The organism is Arthrobacter sp. T572 (assembly GCF_056780115.1).
Window position 1 is genome coordinate 1,673,258 of record NZ_JBRAZQ010000002.1, and the last position, 14,818, is coordinate 1,688,075.

Sequence of the window (14,818 nt, forward strand, 5' to 3'; positions counted from 1 at the left end):
CATGGCCACGGCCTGGGAGACCCTGAAGCGCAACCGGACCAAGATCTGGGTCGGCGCCATCACCTTGCTGCTGGTGCTGTACCTGGTGGTGTCGCTGCAGCGGTCGCTGCTGTTGCTGGGCGACCCCAACCTGATGGCCAAGGGCATCGGTGCTGCCTACCTGGTCCTGCCCATCATCGGCGCGTGGGCGCTCATCCGCGAGTTGCTGTTCGGTGCCCGCACCGAACAAATGGCGAAGGTGCTGGAGTCGGAGGGAGGCCTGCCGGTGGACAACCTGCCACGCACGCCCGGTGGCCGCATCGTCAGGGCTGCAGCCGACGCGGAATTCGAAAAGTACCGGGCAGAAGCCGAAGCCGCCCCTGAAGACTGGCGCTCGTGGTTCCGGCTCAGCTGTGCCTATGACGCTTCCGGGGACCGCAAGAGGGCACGGGCCTCCATGCGCGACGCCGTCAAGCTCTTCCGGGCTCAGCCGACCGCCGGGCGGTAACTGCCCAGGCTTGCGGCCTGGTGGGCGAGCCATTCAAGGGGCCCGCGCCGCCTGAGCAGCGCAAAGGTCATGCCGATGGCCACCGCTCCCAAGGCCTGGGCCCAGTACATGCCCTCGGCAGTCCATCCTGCCGGCAGGGGCTGCTCATGGAAGCCGGACACGATCCACACGTGCAGGGAGTACAGCGTCAGCGTCATCGCCCCCGGACCGCTCAGCACCAGCAGGAAGTTGACGTTGAGGCGCTCTGCCAGGGAACCAAGGATCAGGAACAACCCGATGACTGCCGCTGCCACCCCGCCGGTGTGCAGCAAGTCCAGGGTGGTGCCTGCATGGGGAGCCGCCGTGGCGAGCCACCACCATGAGTCCACCTGCCTCAGCCCGGTCAGGTTGACCTGCAGCATGCTCTCCAGCGGATACCCGCGGGTTCCAGGGATCGCCTCGAGCGCCGGCCTGCCGCCCCACTGCTCCATGGCCAGGAATCCTGCCGTTTTTGCCACGACTGCCACGGCAACGCCACCTCCCAGCAGCAGCCACCGTGCCCTTGCCGTGGCCAGGGCCATGCGTCCTGCAGCCAGGCCGAGCAGCAGGTAGCCAATCCACTGGAAGACAGGGTAGTACCCGGTAAAGAACAGGTCGGCCAGCAGGCGGCCAGGGGTCTGAAGGTCTTCGCCCATGGGGTTGTGGCCCAGTTGCAGGGGCGGGGTCGCGTCCAGCAGGAGGGGCCGGACCAGATAGGCAAGGAAAGGTGCCACCAGGATCCAGCCGAGCGCCCACAACCAAAGTGCCTTGGCGCGCAACCCCAGGAACGGAAGGATGCACAGGAACAACAGCGCGTAGTGGACCAGGATGATAGCGATGTTCACTTCGAGCCCGCCCAGGGAAAGCCCGACGACGGCAATCACCAGCGCGCGCATCGCGACGCCTCCGCGGGCGGCCCGGAGGCTGCTTCCGTGCCGGGGGTCCTGCTTTCCCGTGCCCAGGGCCAGTCCCACGCCTGCCAGCACAGCAAACAGGGCCGCCGATCTCCCGGAGAACGTCAGGCCGATCCAGGTGGGCTCCCATCCGGGCGAGGGGCCGAACGTCGGCATCAGGTGCGTGGCCATCATGCCCAGCAAGGCAACGCCCCGGGCCGCGTCAATGCCCGTGAGGCGGGGTGCGGCACCCCCACCTCCAGAGACCCTCCGGTTCGGCGGCGCAGTCTCTTGTGAAGTCATGCTCAGATGTTCTCATGCAGTGCTGGGTGGCGGCTGTGCGGCATAGCCTGGCAAGCCTGTGCCCCCCTTCCGCCCTCCTCCTTGTCTTCGAATATATGTTCGAATACCATGGCTGCATGAACGATGACCCGAAGGCGCTGGAAGGTCTCAGCGGGCCCATGAAGGCCATGAGTCCCGGCGTGGTCGACTTCCTCTTCCGGCAGTTGGTTGCGGGAGAACCGCCGGAAGACGTCCAGTGGCGCAGGGAAGGCGCAGTGCTTTCAGAGCAGGCGCCCGGGGCTGAACTGGCCCGCCGCCTTGCCGAAACAGACCTCGATGCCCTGACGCCGCTGGAGCTGTTCGAGTACGTCCGGGCGTCGCAGAAGCTTGTTGCATGGGCGGAGCAGCTGAAGGAGCGGGCCGTGGCGCACTACTGTGGGGAGGCACCCTCAAGGTTCCGGCGCCCGGCCTGATGATGACCATCACGGGAGTCCCATTCCCGTAACACGCCCGTCACAAGGTAACGTTTTTCTTATGTCTGACTCCCGCGCCTCTGTTCCTGCACTTGGTACCCTGCTGACCGCAATGGTCACCCCGTTCAGCGAGGACGGCAAGGTCGACTACGACCAGGCCGCGGCATTGGCGGAAAAGCTTGTGGCAGATGGCTGCGACGGCCTCGTGGTCACCGGAACCACGGGAGAGACGTCCACCCTCACTGACGAGGAAAACGTCGGCATGTTCCGCGCGGTCAAGGAAGCCGTCGGCGGAAAGGCCGCCATCATCGCCGGAACCGGCACCAACGACACCGCGCACTCGGTGCACCTTTCGCAGCGTGCGGCGGAGGTCGGCGTCGACGGTCTCCTGATCGTCACCCCGTACTACAACAAGCCGAGCCAGGCGGGCGTTCAGGCGCACTTCGAAACAGTGGCGTCAGCCACGGACCTGCCGGTGATGCTGTATGACATTCCGGGCCGTTCGTCCATCCAGATTGCGCCCGAAACCATGATCCGGCTGGCCAGGCACCAGAACATCGTGGCCGTGAAGGACGCCAAGGCGGACTTTGCCGCCGCCACCCGGGTCATGGCCGAAACGGACCTGCTGTTCTACTCGGGAGACGACGGACTGACCCTCCAGTGGATGGCACTCGGTGCCGTTGGCCTGGTTGGCGTCACCACCCATGTGGCCACCAGGCGCTTCCGCGAGCTCATCGACGCCGTGAACGCCAGCGACCTCGCCACGGCGAGGACCATCAACTTTGAGCTGGAGCCCGTGGTGCGTGCAACCATGACCCGGGTCCAGGGCGCCGTAGCCGCCAAGCAGATTCTCAAGTGGCAGGGAGTCCTGCCCAACTCGGTTGTCCGTTTGCCCCTCGTGGAGCCGGACGAGGCCGAGATCACCATGATCCGCGGGGATTTGGCAGAAGCTGGGATGGACTTCAACGTCTAGGACAGCCTGCCGGAAAGAAGCATAATATGACCCAAACCGCCCTTCCCGGCCTGGTTACGCCCCCAAAACTGCCGAACGGAACCCTGCGGATCGTTCCGCTCGGCGGGCTGGGGGAGATCGGCCGCAACATGGCGGTCTTCGAGATCGGCGGCAAGCTGCTGGTTGTTGACTGCGGCGTGCTTTTCCCTGAGGAAACGCAGCCGGGCGTCGACCTCATCCTGCCCGATTTCTCCTATATCGAGGACCGCCTGGACGATGTGGTCGGTGTCGTTCTGACCCACGGCCACGAAGACCACATCGGCGCAGTACCGTATTTGCTGCGCCTCAAGCAGGACATTCCCCTGATCGGCTCCCAGCTGACCCTGGCGCTTGTCGAAGCCAAGCTGCAGGAACACCGGATCAAGCCCTACACGCTGACCGTCACCGAGGGCCAGGTGGAACAGTTCGGTCCGTTCGAATGTGAATTCGTGGCCGTCAACCACTCCATACCGGATGCCCTGGCTGTCTTCATCCGGACGGAGGGCGGGACAGTCCTCCACACCGGCGACTTCAAGATGGACCAGTTGCCACTGGACGGCCGCATCACCGACCTCCGGCATTTTGCCCGCCTCGGAGAAGAGGGCGTGGACCTCTTCATGGCGGACTCCACCAACGCCGATGTCCCGGGTTTCACCACGGCCGAAAAGGAAATCGGTCCCACACTGGACCGGTTGTTCGCCACGGCCAAAAAGCGCCTGATCGTCGCTTCCTTCTCCTCTCACGTCCACCGGGTCCAGCAGGTCCTCGACGCAGCGTCCAAGCACGGCCGTTACGTGGCTTTCGTGGGCCGTTCCATGGTGCGCAACATGGCCATCGCCGCGAAGCTTGGCTACCTGGACGTTCCCGACGGCATCCTGGTGGACATCAAGAACATCGATGACCTGCCCGACGACCGTGTTGTCCTGATGTCCACAGGCTCGCAGGGCGAACCCATGGCTGCCCTGTCCCGGATGGCCAACGGAGACCACCGGGTGGTGGTGGGCCCGGGTGACACCGTCATCCTGGCGTCCAGCCTCATCCCGGGCAACGAGAACGCCGTCTTCCGCATCATAAACGGCCTTCTCAAGCTCGGCGCCGAGGTCATCCACAAAGGCACGGCCAAGGTCCACGTTTCCGGCCACGCAGCGGCCGGTGAGCTGCTGTACTGCTACAACATCCTGAAGCCGCTCAATGCCATGCCGGTTCACGGTGAAACGCGTCACCTGATAGCCAACGGCAATATCGCCCGGGAATCGGGAGTGGCTTCTGAAGGAATCATCCTTAGCGACAACGGCAGCGTGATCGACCTCAAGGACCACAAGGCCAGGATCGTTGGCCAAGTGGAAGTTGGCTTTGTCTATGTGGATGGCTCCAGCGTGGGCGAAATCACCGACGCGGACCTCAAGGACCGGCGCATCCTGGGCGACGAGGGCTTTATCTCGGTGATCACGGTGATCAACCGCACTACCGGGAAGATTGTTTCCGGCCCGGAAATCCATGCCCGGGGCGTAGCGGAGGATGACGCCGTCTTCGACGAAATCATCCCCAAGATCAACGCGGCGTTGGAAGAAGCCGTCCTCAACCACACGGACCACACCAACCACCAGTTGCAACAAGTGGTGCGGAGGGTCATCGGAACCTGGGTGAACCGGAAACTCCGCCGGCGGCCCATGATCATCCCCGTCGTGCTGGAGGCTTAGCGCTCCGGCAACATGCATACCCCAAGGGGGCCTGAAATCCGCTGGTTTCAGGCCCCCTTGGGGTAGCGTGGCAGATATGGCGACCCGTACTTCATCCACGCCACGAGGCAGCTCAAGCAGTAAATCCGGCACCTCGGGCCGGGGCACCGCTGCATCCAAAAGTGCGTCGGCAGCAAAGGGCGGCAGGGGCAGCTCTCCCCGCGCCAGGCAAACAGCCGATGTCCAGGCTCCGCTGCCGTTGCGCATGGTGTCCGGTGCCTGGCAGGGCGTGGGCCACGTCGTCGGAGCCGGCGTCCGCCGGATCGGCCATGATGTCAGCGACCTCGACCCAGCGGACCGCAGGGACGGCGCCGCCCTCTTCAACCTTGTGCTGGGCATCGCCATTGCCACCTTCGCCTGGTGGGGCCTGACCGGATGGCTTCCCGACATCGTCTACAGCGTGGTCAACGGCACCTTCGGCTGGATGACGCTGCTGCTGCCGCTCATGCTCTTTGTCTGCGCCTTCCGCCTCTTCCGAAAGCCGCAGGATGGGCGCGGCAACAACCGCGTTGGCATTGGCTTCATGATCATGACCCTCGCCGGATCGGGACTGGCTCACATCATTGGTGGACAGCCCACGGTGTCTGAAGGCTTCGATGGCTTGCGCCGCGCAGGTGGCATGCTCGGTTTCCTGGCCGCCTCGCCCCTTGCAGCCATCCACGCGGCCGTTCCGGTTCTGCTGTACAGCCTTTTGGCTTTCGTGTCCCTGCTGATCGTGACGGCGACCCCGTTCGGTGCCATCCCGTCCCGCATCCGCGCCGCCTACGAGCACCTCATGGGAGTGGATCTCGAGGAAGCCCGTGCCGACGCCCATGACCGCAGCTATCTGTACGGGGATGAACCGGCGGCCAAGTCCCGCAAAAAGAAGCGCATGCGGCTCTTCGGCAAGGACGGGGAGACCGAAGCAGGGCTGGAAGGCTATGTTGGCGACGAAGCCTTTGAGCATGCCTTGGTGGACGACGACGAGTCCTCTGCCGCGTCCGCGCCCCGCGTCCCGCCCGGCGTGCGCCGGCCTACGCAGGCCGAGATCGCCGTCGGGAAGATCAAGGCCGCCCAGGGCCTTGCAGCCGCTCCCGGCCTGGACAATCCCACGGAAGCGATTCCGGTGCTCACGCCGGACACTGTGGCCCAGCCGGCAGCCCAGGTGCCTGCCAGGCCTGCCACGCCGCCGCCTCCGCCCACCCCGATCCCGCAGCGGACAGAACAGCTGTCGTTGGCCGGCGATGTCACGTACACCCTGCCCGCCTCCGACTTCCTGACACCCGGGTCCATTCCCAAGGAGCGCACCGAGGCCAACGACGCCGTCGTGGCCGCGCTGACGGACACCTTGACGCAGTTCAACGTCGACGCCACCGTGACGGGCTTCAGCCGAGGTCCTACGGTCACGCGCTACGAGATCGAGTTGTCGCCCGGCACCAAGGTCGAACGTGTCACGGCACTGTCCAAGAACATCTCCTACGCCGTCGCTTCAAGCGATGTCCGCATCCTGAGCCCCATCCCGGGCAAGTCTGCGATCGGCATCGAGATCCCCAACACGGACCGCGAAACCGTCTCGCTGGGCGACGTCCTCCGGAGCCAGAACGCCCGCCGTACGGACCATCCGATGGTCATGGGCGTGGGCAAGGACGTCGAGGGCGGCTACGTGGTGGCCAACCTCGCCAAGATGCCCCACCTCCTGGTGGCAGGTGCCACGGGCGCCGGTAAGTCGAGTTTCGTGAACTCGATGATCACCTCCCTGCTGATGCGGGCCACGCCTGACGAAGTCCGCATGGTCATGGTGGACCCCAAGCGGGTTGAACTCACGGCGTACGAGGGCGTTCCGCACCTCATCACTCCCATCATCACCAACCCCAAGAAAGCCGCCGAGGCGCTCCAATGGGTGGTTCGGGAGATGGATGCCCGCTACGACGACCTCGCCAACTACGGCTACAAGCACATTGACGACTTCAACAAGGCCGTCCGGGCCGGCAAGGTCACGCCACCGGTCGACTCCAAGCGGGTCATCAAGCCCTATCCATATCTCCTGGTGATCGTGGACGAACTCGCCGACCTCATGATGGTGGCCCCGCGCGACGTCGAAGATTCCATCGTCCGCATCACGCAGCTGGCCCGCGCCGCCGGCATCCACCTGGTGCTGGCAACCCAGCGTCCGTCCGTGGACGTCGTGACGGGTTTGATCAAGGCCAACGTGCCCTCCCGCATGGCCTTCGCCACCTCGTCCGTCACGGACTCACGGGTTGTGCTGGACCAGCCGGGAGCCGAGAAGCTTATCGGCCAGGGTGACGCCCTCTTCCTGCCGATGGGCGCTTCCAAGGCCATGCGCGTCCAGGGCGCCTGGGTTTCCGAGTCGGAAATCCATAAGGTCGTGGAGCACGTCAAAGGCCAGCTGCAGGCGGTCTACCGCGACGACGTCGCTGCGGACGCGCCCAAGAAGCAGATCGACGACGACATTGGTGACGACCTCGAGGTCCTGCTCCAGGCCACTGAGCTGGTGGTCACTACGCAGTTCGGCTCAACCTCCATGCTGCAGCGCAAGCTCCGCGTCGGTTTTGCGAAGGCAGGCCGCCTGATGGACCTGCTGGAGTCCCGCGGGGTGGTGGGACCCTCCGAGGGTTCCAAGGCCCGCGACGTTCTGGTGAAGCCGGATGATCTTGCCGCGGTCCTGGCCGCCATGAAGGGACAGGAAGCGCCGGCCGCGCCGGATGCCCACACCGCGGCGCTCAGCGATAACGCAAACTCGAACATCGGCGTCGGCGGTTATGCCGAGGACGTCGTCGCCGCAGACCTCGACAACCGGACCCAAGCCATCGACTACTACGACGACGCTGACGGACGCAAGGACGATGACGACGGTGAGGATGCCCTGGTCGCTCACCGGCAGGTGACTTTCAGGAGGGACACCGTCAGACGGTAGCCTAGAGGAGTGACTACAGCCGAGGGTGACAACGCCACTTCCAGCAGCTCCGACGTCTGGAACCTGCCGAACATCCTCACGATGCTCCGCATCGTCCTTGTTCCGTTTTTCGTATGGTTCCTGCTGGCCGACAACGGCCAGGACGGTCTCTGGCGCTGGGCGGCAGTGGTTGCCTTCGCGGTGGCGATCTACACGGACAAGCTCGACGGCGACATCGCCCGGGCGCGTGGCCTCATCACCAATTTCGGGAAGATCGCCGATCCCATCGCCGACAAGCTGCTTATTGGCTCGGCACTCGTCCTGCTGTCCTTCCTGGGCGAGCTCCCGTGGTGGGTCACCATCCTCATCCTTGCCCGTGAGTGGGGCATTACCGCCCTGCGCTTCTTCGTGATCCGTTACGGCGTCATGCCGGCGTCCCGCGGCGGGAAGCTGAAGACCGTGGTCCAGACCGTTGCCATCTTCCTTTACATCATGCCTTTGGAAGCCATGGCTCCATGGCTGGTTATCGTTGCCTTCTGCGTCATGATGCTGGCGTTGGCGATCACGTTGTGGACCGGAGTGGAGTACGTGGTCCAGGCGCTCAAGCTCCGGGCTGCCGGACGCCGCGCATGAGCGGCCTCCCGGGAGCGGAACCGCCTGCTGCCCAAACAGCGACGGCGGCCGTCGCCTTGGCTCTGGGAAAGCACCTGACGGTTGCCACGGCCGAGTCGCTGACAGCCGGCATGGTCGCGGCGGCCCTGGCCGGCACGCCAGGGGCATCCGGGATGCTGCAGGGCGGAGTGGTGGCCTACCAGAACTCCGTCAAGGCCGATGTCCTTGGAGTGTCCCGCACGCTGCTCGATGCCGTCGGGTCGGTGGACGGAGGAGTGGCGGCAGCCATGGCGGAGGGCGCCCGGCGGGCCTGCGGGGCTGACATAGGAATTTCCACGACCGGCGTGGCAGGACCCGAACCCCACGACGGCAAGAAGGTGGGCACGGTCTTCATCGGAGTGGCTGCACCGGAAGGAGCGGAAGCGTTTGAATACGCATTTTCGGGGGACAGGCAAAGTATCAGGGAACAAGCCTGCAGCAGCGCACTGGCGCGGCTGCTCGATACGTTGGAGGGCCTTGGTTACCGTGCGTAAAGCAACCGGGAACAAAAACTCATTGCCAATAGTTGTGTCATTGTGTCGCTTCGGAAAGGCCGGGGCGCCTAGGATGTAGAAACCGACCCGGTCCCGCCAGCCAGCGGACCGGAACTAATGAGGGAGCAAGGCGATACAGATGGTAAAGCAGCCCGTATCCGTAAACGGCGTGGTCCGCTGGAAGGATGTGGGCTTGGCTGATCAGGCACAGAGCGAACAGAAGGAGCGCAAAATGGTCGTACTACGCCACGAAATCGGTGATGTACTGCGCGATGTCCGCCAGCGTCAGGGCCGCACGCTTCGCGAGGTATCGCACAGCGCCCGTGTCTCGCTCGGATACTTGAGTGAGGTTGAACGCGGCCAGAAGGAAGCTTCCTCCGAGCTTCTTTCGTCAATCTGCACCGCCTTGGACGTCCCGCTGTCCAGCATGCTGCGCGAGGTCAGCGACCGCGTTGCAGTTGCTGAAGGTGTTGCTGTTCCGGACACCGTGCCGCAGGAGTTCTCGCAGCGCTACGGTCGTGATCTTGACCTCACTGACGACTTCCCGCAGGGCATGCTCTCCGGAGCCCGCTAGGAGTCCACGCACCAGACCAATGCAAAAGGTCCCTGGCCGCAAGGCCAGGGACCTTTTTGTGTGTGGTTTCGGGGCTGACCCACCCGGGGCGTGGCGGGGCTGGGCAGATGGTCTTCCAGGTGTATCCCGGGTCAGGCTGCAGTGTCCCCGGGATTGGCAGCCTCGTTCTCCTTGAAGGGTGCGTCCTTCATCAGGCCGTCACCATAGACGGCGTTCAGGCGCCCCATGTACTCCGCCAGGGCCTGGACGTCTTCCAGCGGCCACTCGCCCAGCCGTTCCCTGAAAACCTGTCGGCGTGCGTCCTGGACCTGATGCATCTTTTCCTCGCCCTTTTCCGTCAGGCGGATCGACTGTGCCCTCCCGTCCTGGGGGTCTGCCTCCTTGTAGACCAGTCCGATGCTCTCGAGGAAAGCGATCTGGCGGCTGACGGAAGGCTTGCCGACACCGATACAAGAGGCAAGGTCGGTCAGGCGGATGGGACCTTCCCTGCGGATGATGGTCAGCAGTCCATAGGCGGCCGGTTCCATGTCCGGGTGTACCTGCCGGGACAGCTGGTGGGAGATCGAGCGCGCGCGGCGCCAGAGCAGGCTCAGCTGGTGTTCCACCTGCTGGAGGGCGTCATCAACGTCGTCGCCCGGCACGCCGGGCGCCTGCGTGCTCTGGTGGGGATTGCTCATGGCAACCATTCTAGAGTCCGCAGGGCATGAGAGACTCTATCCGTGAGGGCAAGTGACTTTTGGCGTTTGATGGACGATGAATTCGGTGCCGGATACTCGCGTGTCCTTGCATCGTCCCTGGTGCTGGCGGGCGTTGGCGGCCGGACCGCGGTGGATGCCCTCGCCGCCGGTTTCGATCCCAGGGATGTTTGGCTGGCACTTTGTGATGTCCAGGACGTTCCTCCGGAGCGTCGGCTCGGGAGGGACATCAAGCCCTCCGCCAGCTAGCGACGGCCGGCACATCGGCACTGGTTCCGGCAAAGGGATCGTGGATTGCGGACAGGGTGGTTCCGTGGCACGGCGGTTTCGTGACACGCCGTGACGTTGTTCGAATATCTGTTCGGATGGGGATATGCTCCTCACAGAGGAAAATTGATCCTGGACGACGCATTCCAAGGCATCCGGCGGCCGCTGTTATCCACATAGCCAACACCGGCTCCTAAAAATGTCAGGGCGCAGTAATAGCGTCTGAGGTGACAGGAAAGCGGCCGTTCAGGCCACTCCACAGCGAGAAAGCATCAGAGGTGTGAACCATGGCGGCAACCCCGGATCGTGAGAAGGCGCTCGAGGCAGCGCTGGCCCAGATCGACAAGCAGTTCGGTAAAGGCTCCATCATGCGGCTGGGTGATGACACCCGCGCACCGATCGAGGTCATCCCCACAGGATCCATCGCCTTGGATGTCGCCCTGGGCATCGGCGGACTTCCCCGCGGCCGCGTCGTGGAAATCTACGGCCCTGAATCCTCAGGTAAAACCACGGTGGCCCTGCACGCAGTGGCTAACGCACAGCGCAATGGAGGCATCGCAGCCTTCATCGACGCCGAACACGCGCTTGACCCGGACTACGCCGCCAAGCTCGGGGTGGACACGGACGCGCTCCTGGTGTCCCAGCCGGATACGGGTGAACAGGCGCTGGAGATCATGGACATGCTGGTCGGCTCCGGCTCCCTGGATATCATCGTCATCGACTCCGTGGCAGCCCTGGTCCCACGCGCCGAAATCGAAGGCGAAATGGGCGACTCCCACGTCGGTCTCCAGGCGCGACTCATGAGCCAGGCCCTGCGAAAGATCACCGGCCGGCTGAGCCAAACCAAGACCACGGCCATCTTCATCAACCAGCTGCGCGAGAAGATCGGTGTCTTCTTCGGTTCACCGGAAACAACTACCGGTGGCAAGGCCTTGAAGTTCTACGCGTCAGTGCGTATCGACGTCCGGCGCATCCAAACGCTGAAGGAAGGTGCTGACTCCGTCGGCAACCGGACCAAGGCCAAGATCGTCAAGAACAAGATGGCCCCTCCCTTCAAGCTGGCCGAGTTCGACATCATCTACGGGCAGGGCATCTCCCGCGAGGGCGGCATCATTGACATGGGTGTGGAGCACGGCATCATCAAGAAGTCCGGTTCCTGGTTCACCTATGATGGCGATCAACTGGGCCAGGGCATGGAGAACTCCCGTCGCTTCCTGCGGGATAACCCGGAGCTCGCCCAGGAACTTGAGCGCCTCATCAAGGAGAAGCTCGGTGTCGGCGTCAAGCCTGAGGAAGATTCACCCAAGCTGAAGGCCGTTGACGGCTAGGCGTGGGCCGGACCCGGACTCCTCCGTTGCCGGTGATCCTGAGCCCGACCCGGAGTCCATCGCGCGCGCCATCGTCCTGAGACAGTTGACGATGGCGCCGCGCAGCCGGCTGCAGCTGTCCCGGAAGCTGGCTGAACGTCATGTCCCGGAGCACGTGGCGGAAGCAGTCCTTGACCGCTTCGAAGAAGTCCAGCTCATTGATGATGCAGAGTTTGCCCGGATGTGGGTCCGAAGCCGCTCCCAGACCAAAAAGTTGGCCAAAGGGGCACTCCGTCGTGAGCTTGCAGACAAAGGCATTGAGCCGGAGGACGCAGAAGACGCATTGGCCCAGGTGTCCGACCAGGACGAGGAAGCGGCCGCCAGGGACCTGGTGGAGCGCAAGCTGCGGCCCGGGCTGGATCTGTCTGACCGGGCAGAACGGGACAAGCAAACGCGCAGGTTGGCGTCCATGCTGGCCCGCAAGGGATACGCGCCCTCCATGGCGTTCAGGATCGTAGGAGAGGTGCTGGCGGAAGCCGGTACCCTTGAGTAGTGAGTTTGACCATTCCTTCCCCTTCAGCAGCAGAACCCGTTCAGCCTTCATCCGGGCCGCGTACCTATCAGGTCCGGACGTTCGGTTGCCAGATGAACGTCCACGATTCCGAGCGCATGGCCGGATTGCTGGAAGAAGCCGGTTACATCCCTGCTGAAGGTGAGCTGGCCGACGTCGTTGTCTTCAATACCTGCGCCGTCCGTGAAAACGCGGACAATAAGCTTTACGGCAACCTGGGCCAGCTGAGGCAGGTGAAGGCTGCCAACCCGGGCATGCAGATTGCGGTAGGCGGTTGCCTGGCACAGAAGGACCGGGACACGATCGTCCGCAAGGCGCCCTGGGTCGATGCAGTGTTTGGCACGCACAATGTTGGTGCCCTCCCGGCGCTGCTTAACCGCGCGAGGCACAACAACGAGGCCCAGCTGGAAATCCTGGAGTCGCTGGATGTCTTTCCTTCCACACTCCCCACCAAGCGAGACTCCGTCTACTCGGGTTGGGTTTCGATCTCCGTGGGATGCAACAACACCTGCACGTTCTGCATCGTCCCCTCGCTCCGCGGCAAGGAGAAGGACAGGCGACCGGGCGAGATCCTGGCCGAAATCCAGGCCCTCGTTGACGACGGCGCCGTGGAAGTCACGCTCCTGGGCCAGAACGTCAACTCCTACGGGGTGGAGTTCGGCGACCGCCAGGCATTCTCCAAACTGCTCCGCGCCTGCGGCGACATCCAAGGCCTGGAACGCGTTCGCTTCACCAGCCCCCACCCTGCTGCCTTCACGGACGACGTCATCGACGCCATGGCGGAAACGCACAACGTGATGCCGCAACTGCACATGCCGCTGCAGTCCGGCTCGGACAAGGTCCTCAAGGACATGCGCCGCTCGTACCGGTCCAGCCGGTTCCTCGGCATCCTGGACAAAGTGCGGGAACGCATCCCCAACGCTGCCATTACCACCGACATCATCGTCGGGTTCCCGGGAGAGACCGAAGAAGACTTCCAGGCGACCCTGGACGTCGTCGGGAAATCACGGTTCTCCTCGGCGTTTACCTTCCAGTACTCAAAGCGTCCCGGAACCCCGGCAGCCGACCTTCCGGACCAGCTGCCCAAGGCCGTGGTGCAGGAGCGTTTCGAACGCTTGACGGCCCTTCAGGACCGCATCGCTGCTGAGGAGAACGCCAGGCAGCTCGGCCAGGAGGTGGAGATTCTGGTGACTGCCCAGTCCGGCCGGAAAGCTGGGGAGACCCACAGGCTGTCGGGCCGGTCCAAGGACCAGCGCCTGGTGCATTTTTCGGTGCCGGAAGGAGCCGAGACACCCCGTCCGGGTGATTTCGTGACGGTGACCATCACTGAAGCCGCAGCTTTCCACCTCATTGCCGACCCTGCAGGCTCGGCGGAGTATCACCTGCGGAGGTCCCGCGCCGGAGACGCGTGGGACCGTGCCCAGGCGGAGACGTGTGGGGTGCCCGCCCCAGGTGCCGGTGCCGGGAAGACGGGCGTATCCCTCGGGATGCCGTCGCTGCCTGCCCGCCGCGCCTGAGCGGCGGCGGGGAAACTCCATGACTCCACCGACGCCACGGCCGCTCCATCCGCCCGTAATCGCCATTGTTGGTCCCACGGGTTCAGGCAAGTCAGACCTGGGAGTCCAGCTTGCACGTGCTCTTGGCGGGGAGGTCATCAACGGTGATGCGCTTCAGTTCTACCGCGGCATGGACATCGGCACGGCCAAGATCACCGAGGCCGAGCGGGAAGGCGTGCCGCACCACCTTCTGGACATCATGGATGTCACGGAGGAAGCCAGCGTGGCTGCCTTTCAGGGTCAGTGCCGCGCGGCCATCCGGGACATCCATTCCAGGGGAAAACGGGCGATTTTGGTGGGCGGCTCAGGGCTCTACATCCGCGCTGCCCTTGACGTGCTGGAATTTCCGGGAACGGACCCGGTGCTGAGGAAGCAATTGGAGGACCAGCTCACCATCCACGGCCTTGCGTTCCTCCAGGCCCGGCTGGCGGGCGTTGACCCGGTGTCTGCTGCACGTCTCACCGACGCCCGGCGTGTCATCCGCGCGTTGGAAGTCCACGAACTCACCGGCCGGCCGTTCAGTTCGTTCATGCCCCAGCGGGAGTACTTCCAGCCGGCGGTCCAGATTGGGCTGTCCGTGGAACGGGACGAGCTTCGCAGCCGGTTGGCCACCCGCGTGCATCGCATGGTGGATGCCGGATTGCAGGCAGAAGTCGAGCGACTGGACCGGGCGGGACTCCGCAAGGGCAAGACGGCGTCGCGCGCGTTGGGGTATTCGCAGTTCCTGAAAGTCCTGGACGGCACATTCGGCGTTGACCAGGCAGCAGAGGAAACGATCGTGGCTACGAGGCAGTTCGCCAAACGGCAGCTGACGTGGTTCCGTGCGGATCCGCGGATTACCTGGTTGGACTGGAACCTGCCGGACCTCGCCGTCCAGGCTGCAGCAGTGGCAGGGAACGGCTGATTTCTGGCCGTACACACCGTGCA

At 64.2% G+C, this 14,818-nt stretch carries 14 protein-coding genes and 1 pseudogene; 13 read left to right on the forward strand and 2 right to left on the reverse strand.

Annotated features, from left to right (window positions below):
• The first annotated feature begins 1 nt into the window (after nt 1).
• Nucleotides 2–487 (forward strand): hypothetical protein, encoded by a 486-nt coding sequence (locus tag ACUYMZ_RS08960; RefSeq protein WP_426006835.1) that lies wholly within the window; start codon nt 2–4, stop codon nt 485–487.
• Here the strand turns inward: ACUYMZ_RS08960 and ACUYMZ_RS08965 are convergent.
• Nucleotides 466–1,701: a heparan-alpha-glucosaminide N-acetyltransferase domain-containing protein gene (locus ACUYMZ_RS08965; RefSeq protein WP_481602807.1), complete on the reverse strand. Its 1,236-nt coding sequence runs from the start codon at nt 1,699–1,701 to the stop codon at nt 466–468. The two genes, ACUYMZ_RS08960 and ACUYMZ_RS08965, sit on opposite strands and share 22 nt — an antisense overlap.
• A gap of 116 nt (nt 1,702–1,817) precedes the next feature.
• Between ACUYMZ_RS08965 and ACUYMZ_RS08970 the strand changes: the two genes are divergently transcribed.
• The 7 genes and pseudogenes from ACUYMZ_RS08970 to ACUYMZ_RS09000 all read left to right on the forward strand — a co-directional run bounded on the left by ACUYMZ_RS08970 (nt 1,818) and on the right by ACUYMZ_RS09000 (nt 9,495).
• Nucleotides 1,818–2,153 (forward strand): hypothetical protein, encoded by a 336-nt coding sequence (locus ACUYMZ_RS08970; RefSeq protein ID WP_426006838.1) that lies wholly within the window; start codon nt 1,818–1,820, stop codon nt 2,151–2,153.
• Between the two features lie 61 nt (nt 2,154–2,214).
• Nucleotides 2,215–3,126 (forward strand): 4-hydroxy-tetrahydrodipicolinate synthase, encoded by a 912-nt coding sequence (gene dapA, locus ACUYMZ_RS08975; protein ID WP_442424161.1) that lies wholly within the window; start codon nt 2,215–2,217, stop codon nt 3,124–3,126.
• A gap of 26 nt (nt 3,127–3,152) precedes the next feature.
• On the forward strand, nt 3,153–4,844 hold the full coding sequence (locus ACUYMZ_RS08980; protein ID WP_426006842.1) for a ribonuclease J: 1,692 nt from the start codon (nt 3,153–3,155) through the stop codon (nt 4,842–4,844).
• 76 nt (nt 4,845–4,920) lie between these two features.
• A pseudogene (locus ACUYMZ_RS08985) lies at nt 4,921–7,768 on the forward strand (FtsK/SpoIIIE family DNA translocase).
• A gap of 38 nt (nt 7,769–7,806) precedes the next feature.
• Complete coding sequence (gene pgsA, locus ACUYMZ_RS08990) at nt 7,807–8,409, forward strand: CDP-diacylglycerol--glycerol-3-phosphate 3-phosphatidyltransferase (protein ID WP_426006846.1); 603 nt, start codon at nt 7,807–7,809, stop codon at nt 8,407–8,409.
• Nucleotides 8,406–8,921, forward strand: a complete 516-nt coding sequence (locus tag ACUYMZ_RS08995; RefSeq protein ID WP_426006848.1) for a CinA family protein — start codon at nt 8,406–8,408, stop codon at nt 8,919–8,921. The genes pgsA and ACUYMZ_RS08995 overlap by 4 nt, the downstream gene beginning before the upstream one ends.
• Before the next feature lie 139 nt (nt 8,922–9,060).
• The gene (locus tag ACUYMZ_RS09000) at nt 9,061–9,495 is read left to right on the forward strand and encodes a helix-turn-helix domain-containing protein (RefSeq protein WP_223936578.1); all 435 of its coding nucleotides are present in this window, start codon (nt 9,061–9,063) and stop codon (nt 9,493–9,495) included.
• Nucleotides 9,496–9,626: 131 nt separating this feature from the next.
• Here the strand turns inward: ACUYMZ_RS09000 and ACUYMZ_RS09005 are convergent, their stop codons facing one another.
• A complete protein-coding gene (locus ACUYMZ_RS09005; RefSeq protein WP_481602808.1) occupies nt 9,627–10,172 on the reverse strand; it encodes a MarR family winged helix-turn-helix transcriptional regulator in 546 nt (181 codons plus the stop codon).
• Nucleotides 10,173–10,214: 42 nt separating this feature from the next.
• Here ACUYMZ_RS09005 and ACUYMZ_RS09010 point away from each other — a divergent pair, with 42 nt between their 5' ends.
• The 5 genes from ACUYMZ_RS09010 (at nt 10,215) to miaA (ending at nt 14,795) form a co-directional block, all read left to right on the forward strand.
• Nucleotides 10,215–10,439 carry a DUF3046 domain-containing protein gene (locus tag ACUYMZ_RS09010; protein ID WP_426006850.1) on the forward strand — a complete coding sequence of 75 codons (225 nt, stop codon included), beginning with the start codon at nt 10,215–10,217 and terminating at the stop codon, nt 10,437–10,439.
• Between the two features lie 305 nt (nt 10,440–10,744).
• Entirely contained in the window at nt 10,745–11,785 is a 1,041-nt protein-coding gene (gene recA / locus ACUYMZ_RS09015) for a recombinase RecA (RefSeq protein ID WP_426006852.1), read from the forward strand.
• A complete protein-coding gene (locus ACUYMZ_RS09020; protein WP_481602809.1) occupies nt 11,775–12,317 on the forward strand; it encodes a regulatory protein RecX in 543 nt (180 codons plus the stop codon). The genes recA and ACUYMZ_RS09020 overlap by 11 nt, the downstream gene beginning before the upstream one ends.
• Entirely contained in the window at nt 12,317–13,852 is a 1,536-nt protein-coding gene (gene miaB / locus ACUYMZ_RS09025) for a tRNA (N6-isopentenyl adenosine(37)-C2)-methylthiotransferase MiaB (RefSeq protein WP_481602810.1), read from the forward strand. The genes ACUYMZ_RS09020 and miaB overlap by 1 nt, the downstream gene beginning before the upstream one ends.
• Nucleotides 13,853–13,871: 19 nt before the next feature.
• Complete coding sequence (gene miaA / locus ACUYMZ_RS09030) at nt 13,872–14,795, forward strand: tRNA (adenosine(37)-N6)-dimethylallyltransferase MiaA (protein WP_481602811.1); 924 nt, start codon at nt 13,872–13,874, stop codon at nt 14,793–14,795.
• Nucleotides 14,796–14,818 lie beyond the last annotated feature (23 nt).

Coding starts and splice junctions, on each gene's coding strand:
- miaA (WP_481602811.1), top strand. CDS start 13,872: ATGACTCCACCGACGCCACGGCCGCTCCATCCGCCCGTAATCGCCATT.
- ACUYMZ_RS08960 (WP_426006835.1), top strand. CDS start 2: ATGGCCACGGCCTGGGAGACCCTGAAGCGCAACCGGACCAAGATCTGG.
- ACUYMZ_RS08965 (WP_481602807.1), bottom strand. CDS start 1,701: ATGACTTCACAAGAGACTGCGCCGCCGAACCGGAGGGTCTCTGGAGGT.
- ACUYMZ_RS08970 (WP_426006838.1), top strand. CDS start 1,818: ATGAACGATGACCCGAAGGCGCTGGAAGGTCTCAGCGGGCCCATGAAG.
- ACUYMZ_RS09000 (WP_223936578.1), top strand. CDS start 9,061: ATGGTAAAGCAGCCCGTATCCGTAAACGGCGTGGTCCGCTGGAAGGAT.
- ACUYMZ_RS08980 (WP_426006842.1), top strand. CDS start 3,153: ATGACCCAAACCGCCCTTCCCGGCCTGGTTACGCCCCCAAAACTGCCG.
- recA (WP_426006852.1), top strand. CDS start 10,745: ATGGCGGCAACCCCGGATCGTGAGAAGGCGCTCGAGGCAGCGCTGGCC.
- dapA (WP_442424161.1), top strand. CDS start 2,215: ATGTCTGACTCCCGCGCCTCTGTTCCTGCACTTGGTACCCTGCTGACC.
- ACUYMZ_RS09005 (WP_481602808.1), bottom strand. CDS start 10,172: ATGAGCAATCCCCACCAGAGCACGCAGGCGCCCGGCGTGCCGGGCGAC.
- ACUYMZ_RS08995 (WP_426006848.1), top strand. CDS start 8,406: ATGAGCGGCCTCCCGGGAGCGGAACCGCCTGCTGCCCAAACAGCGACG.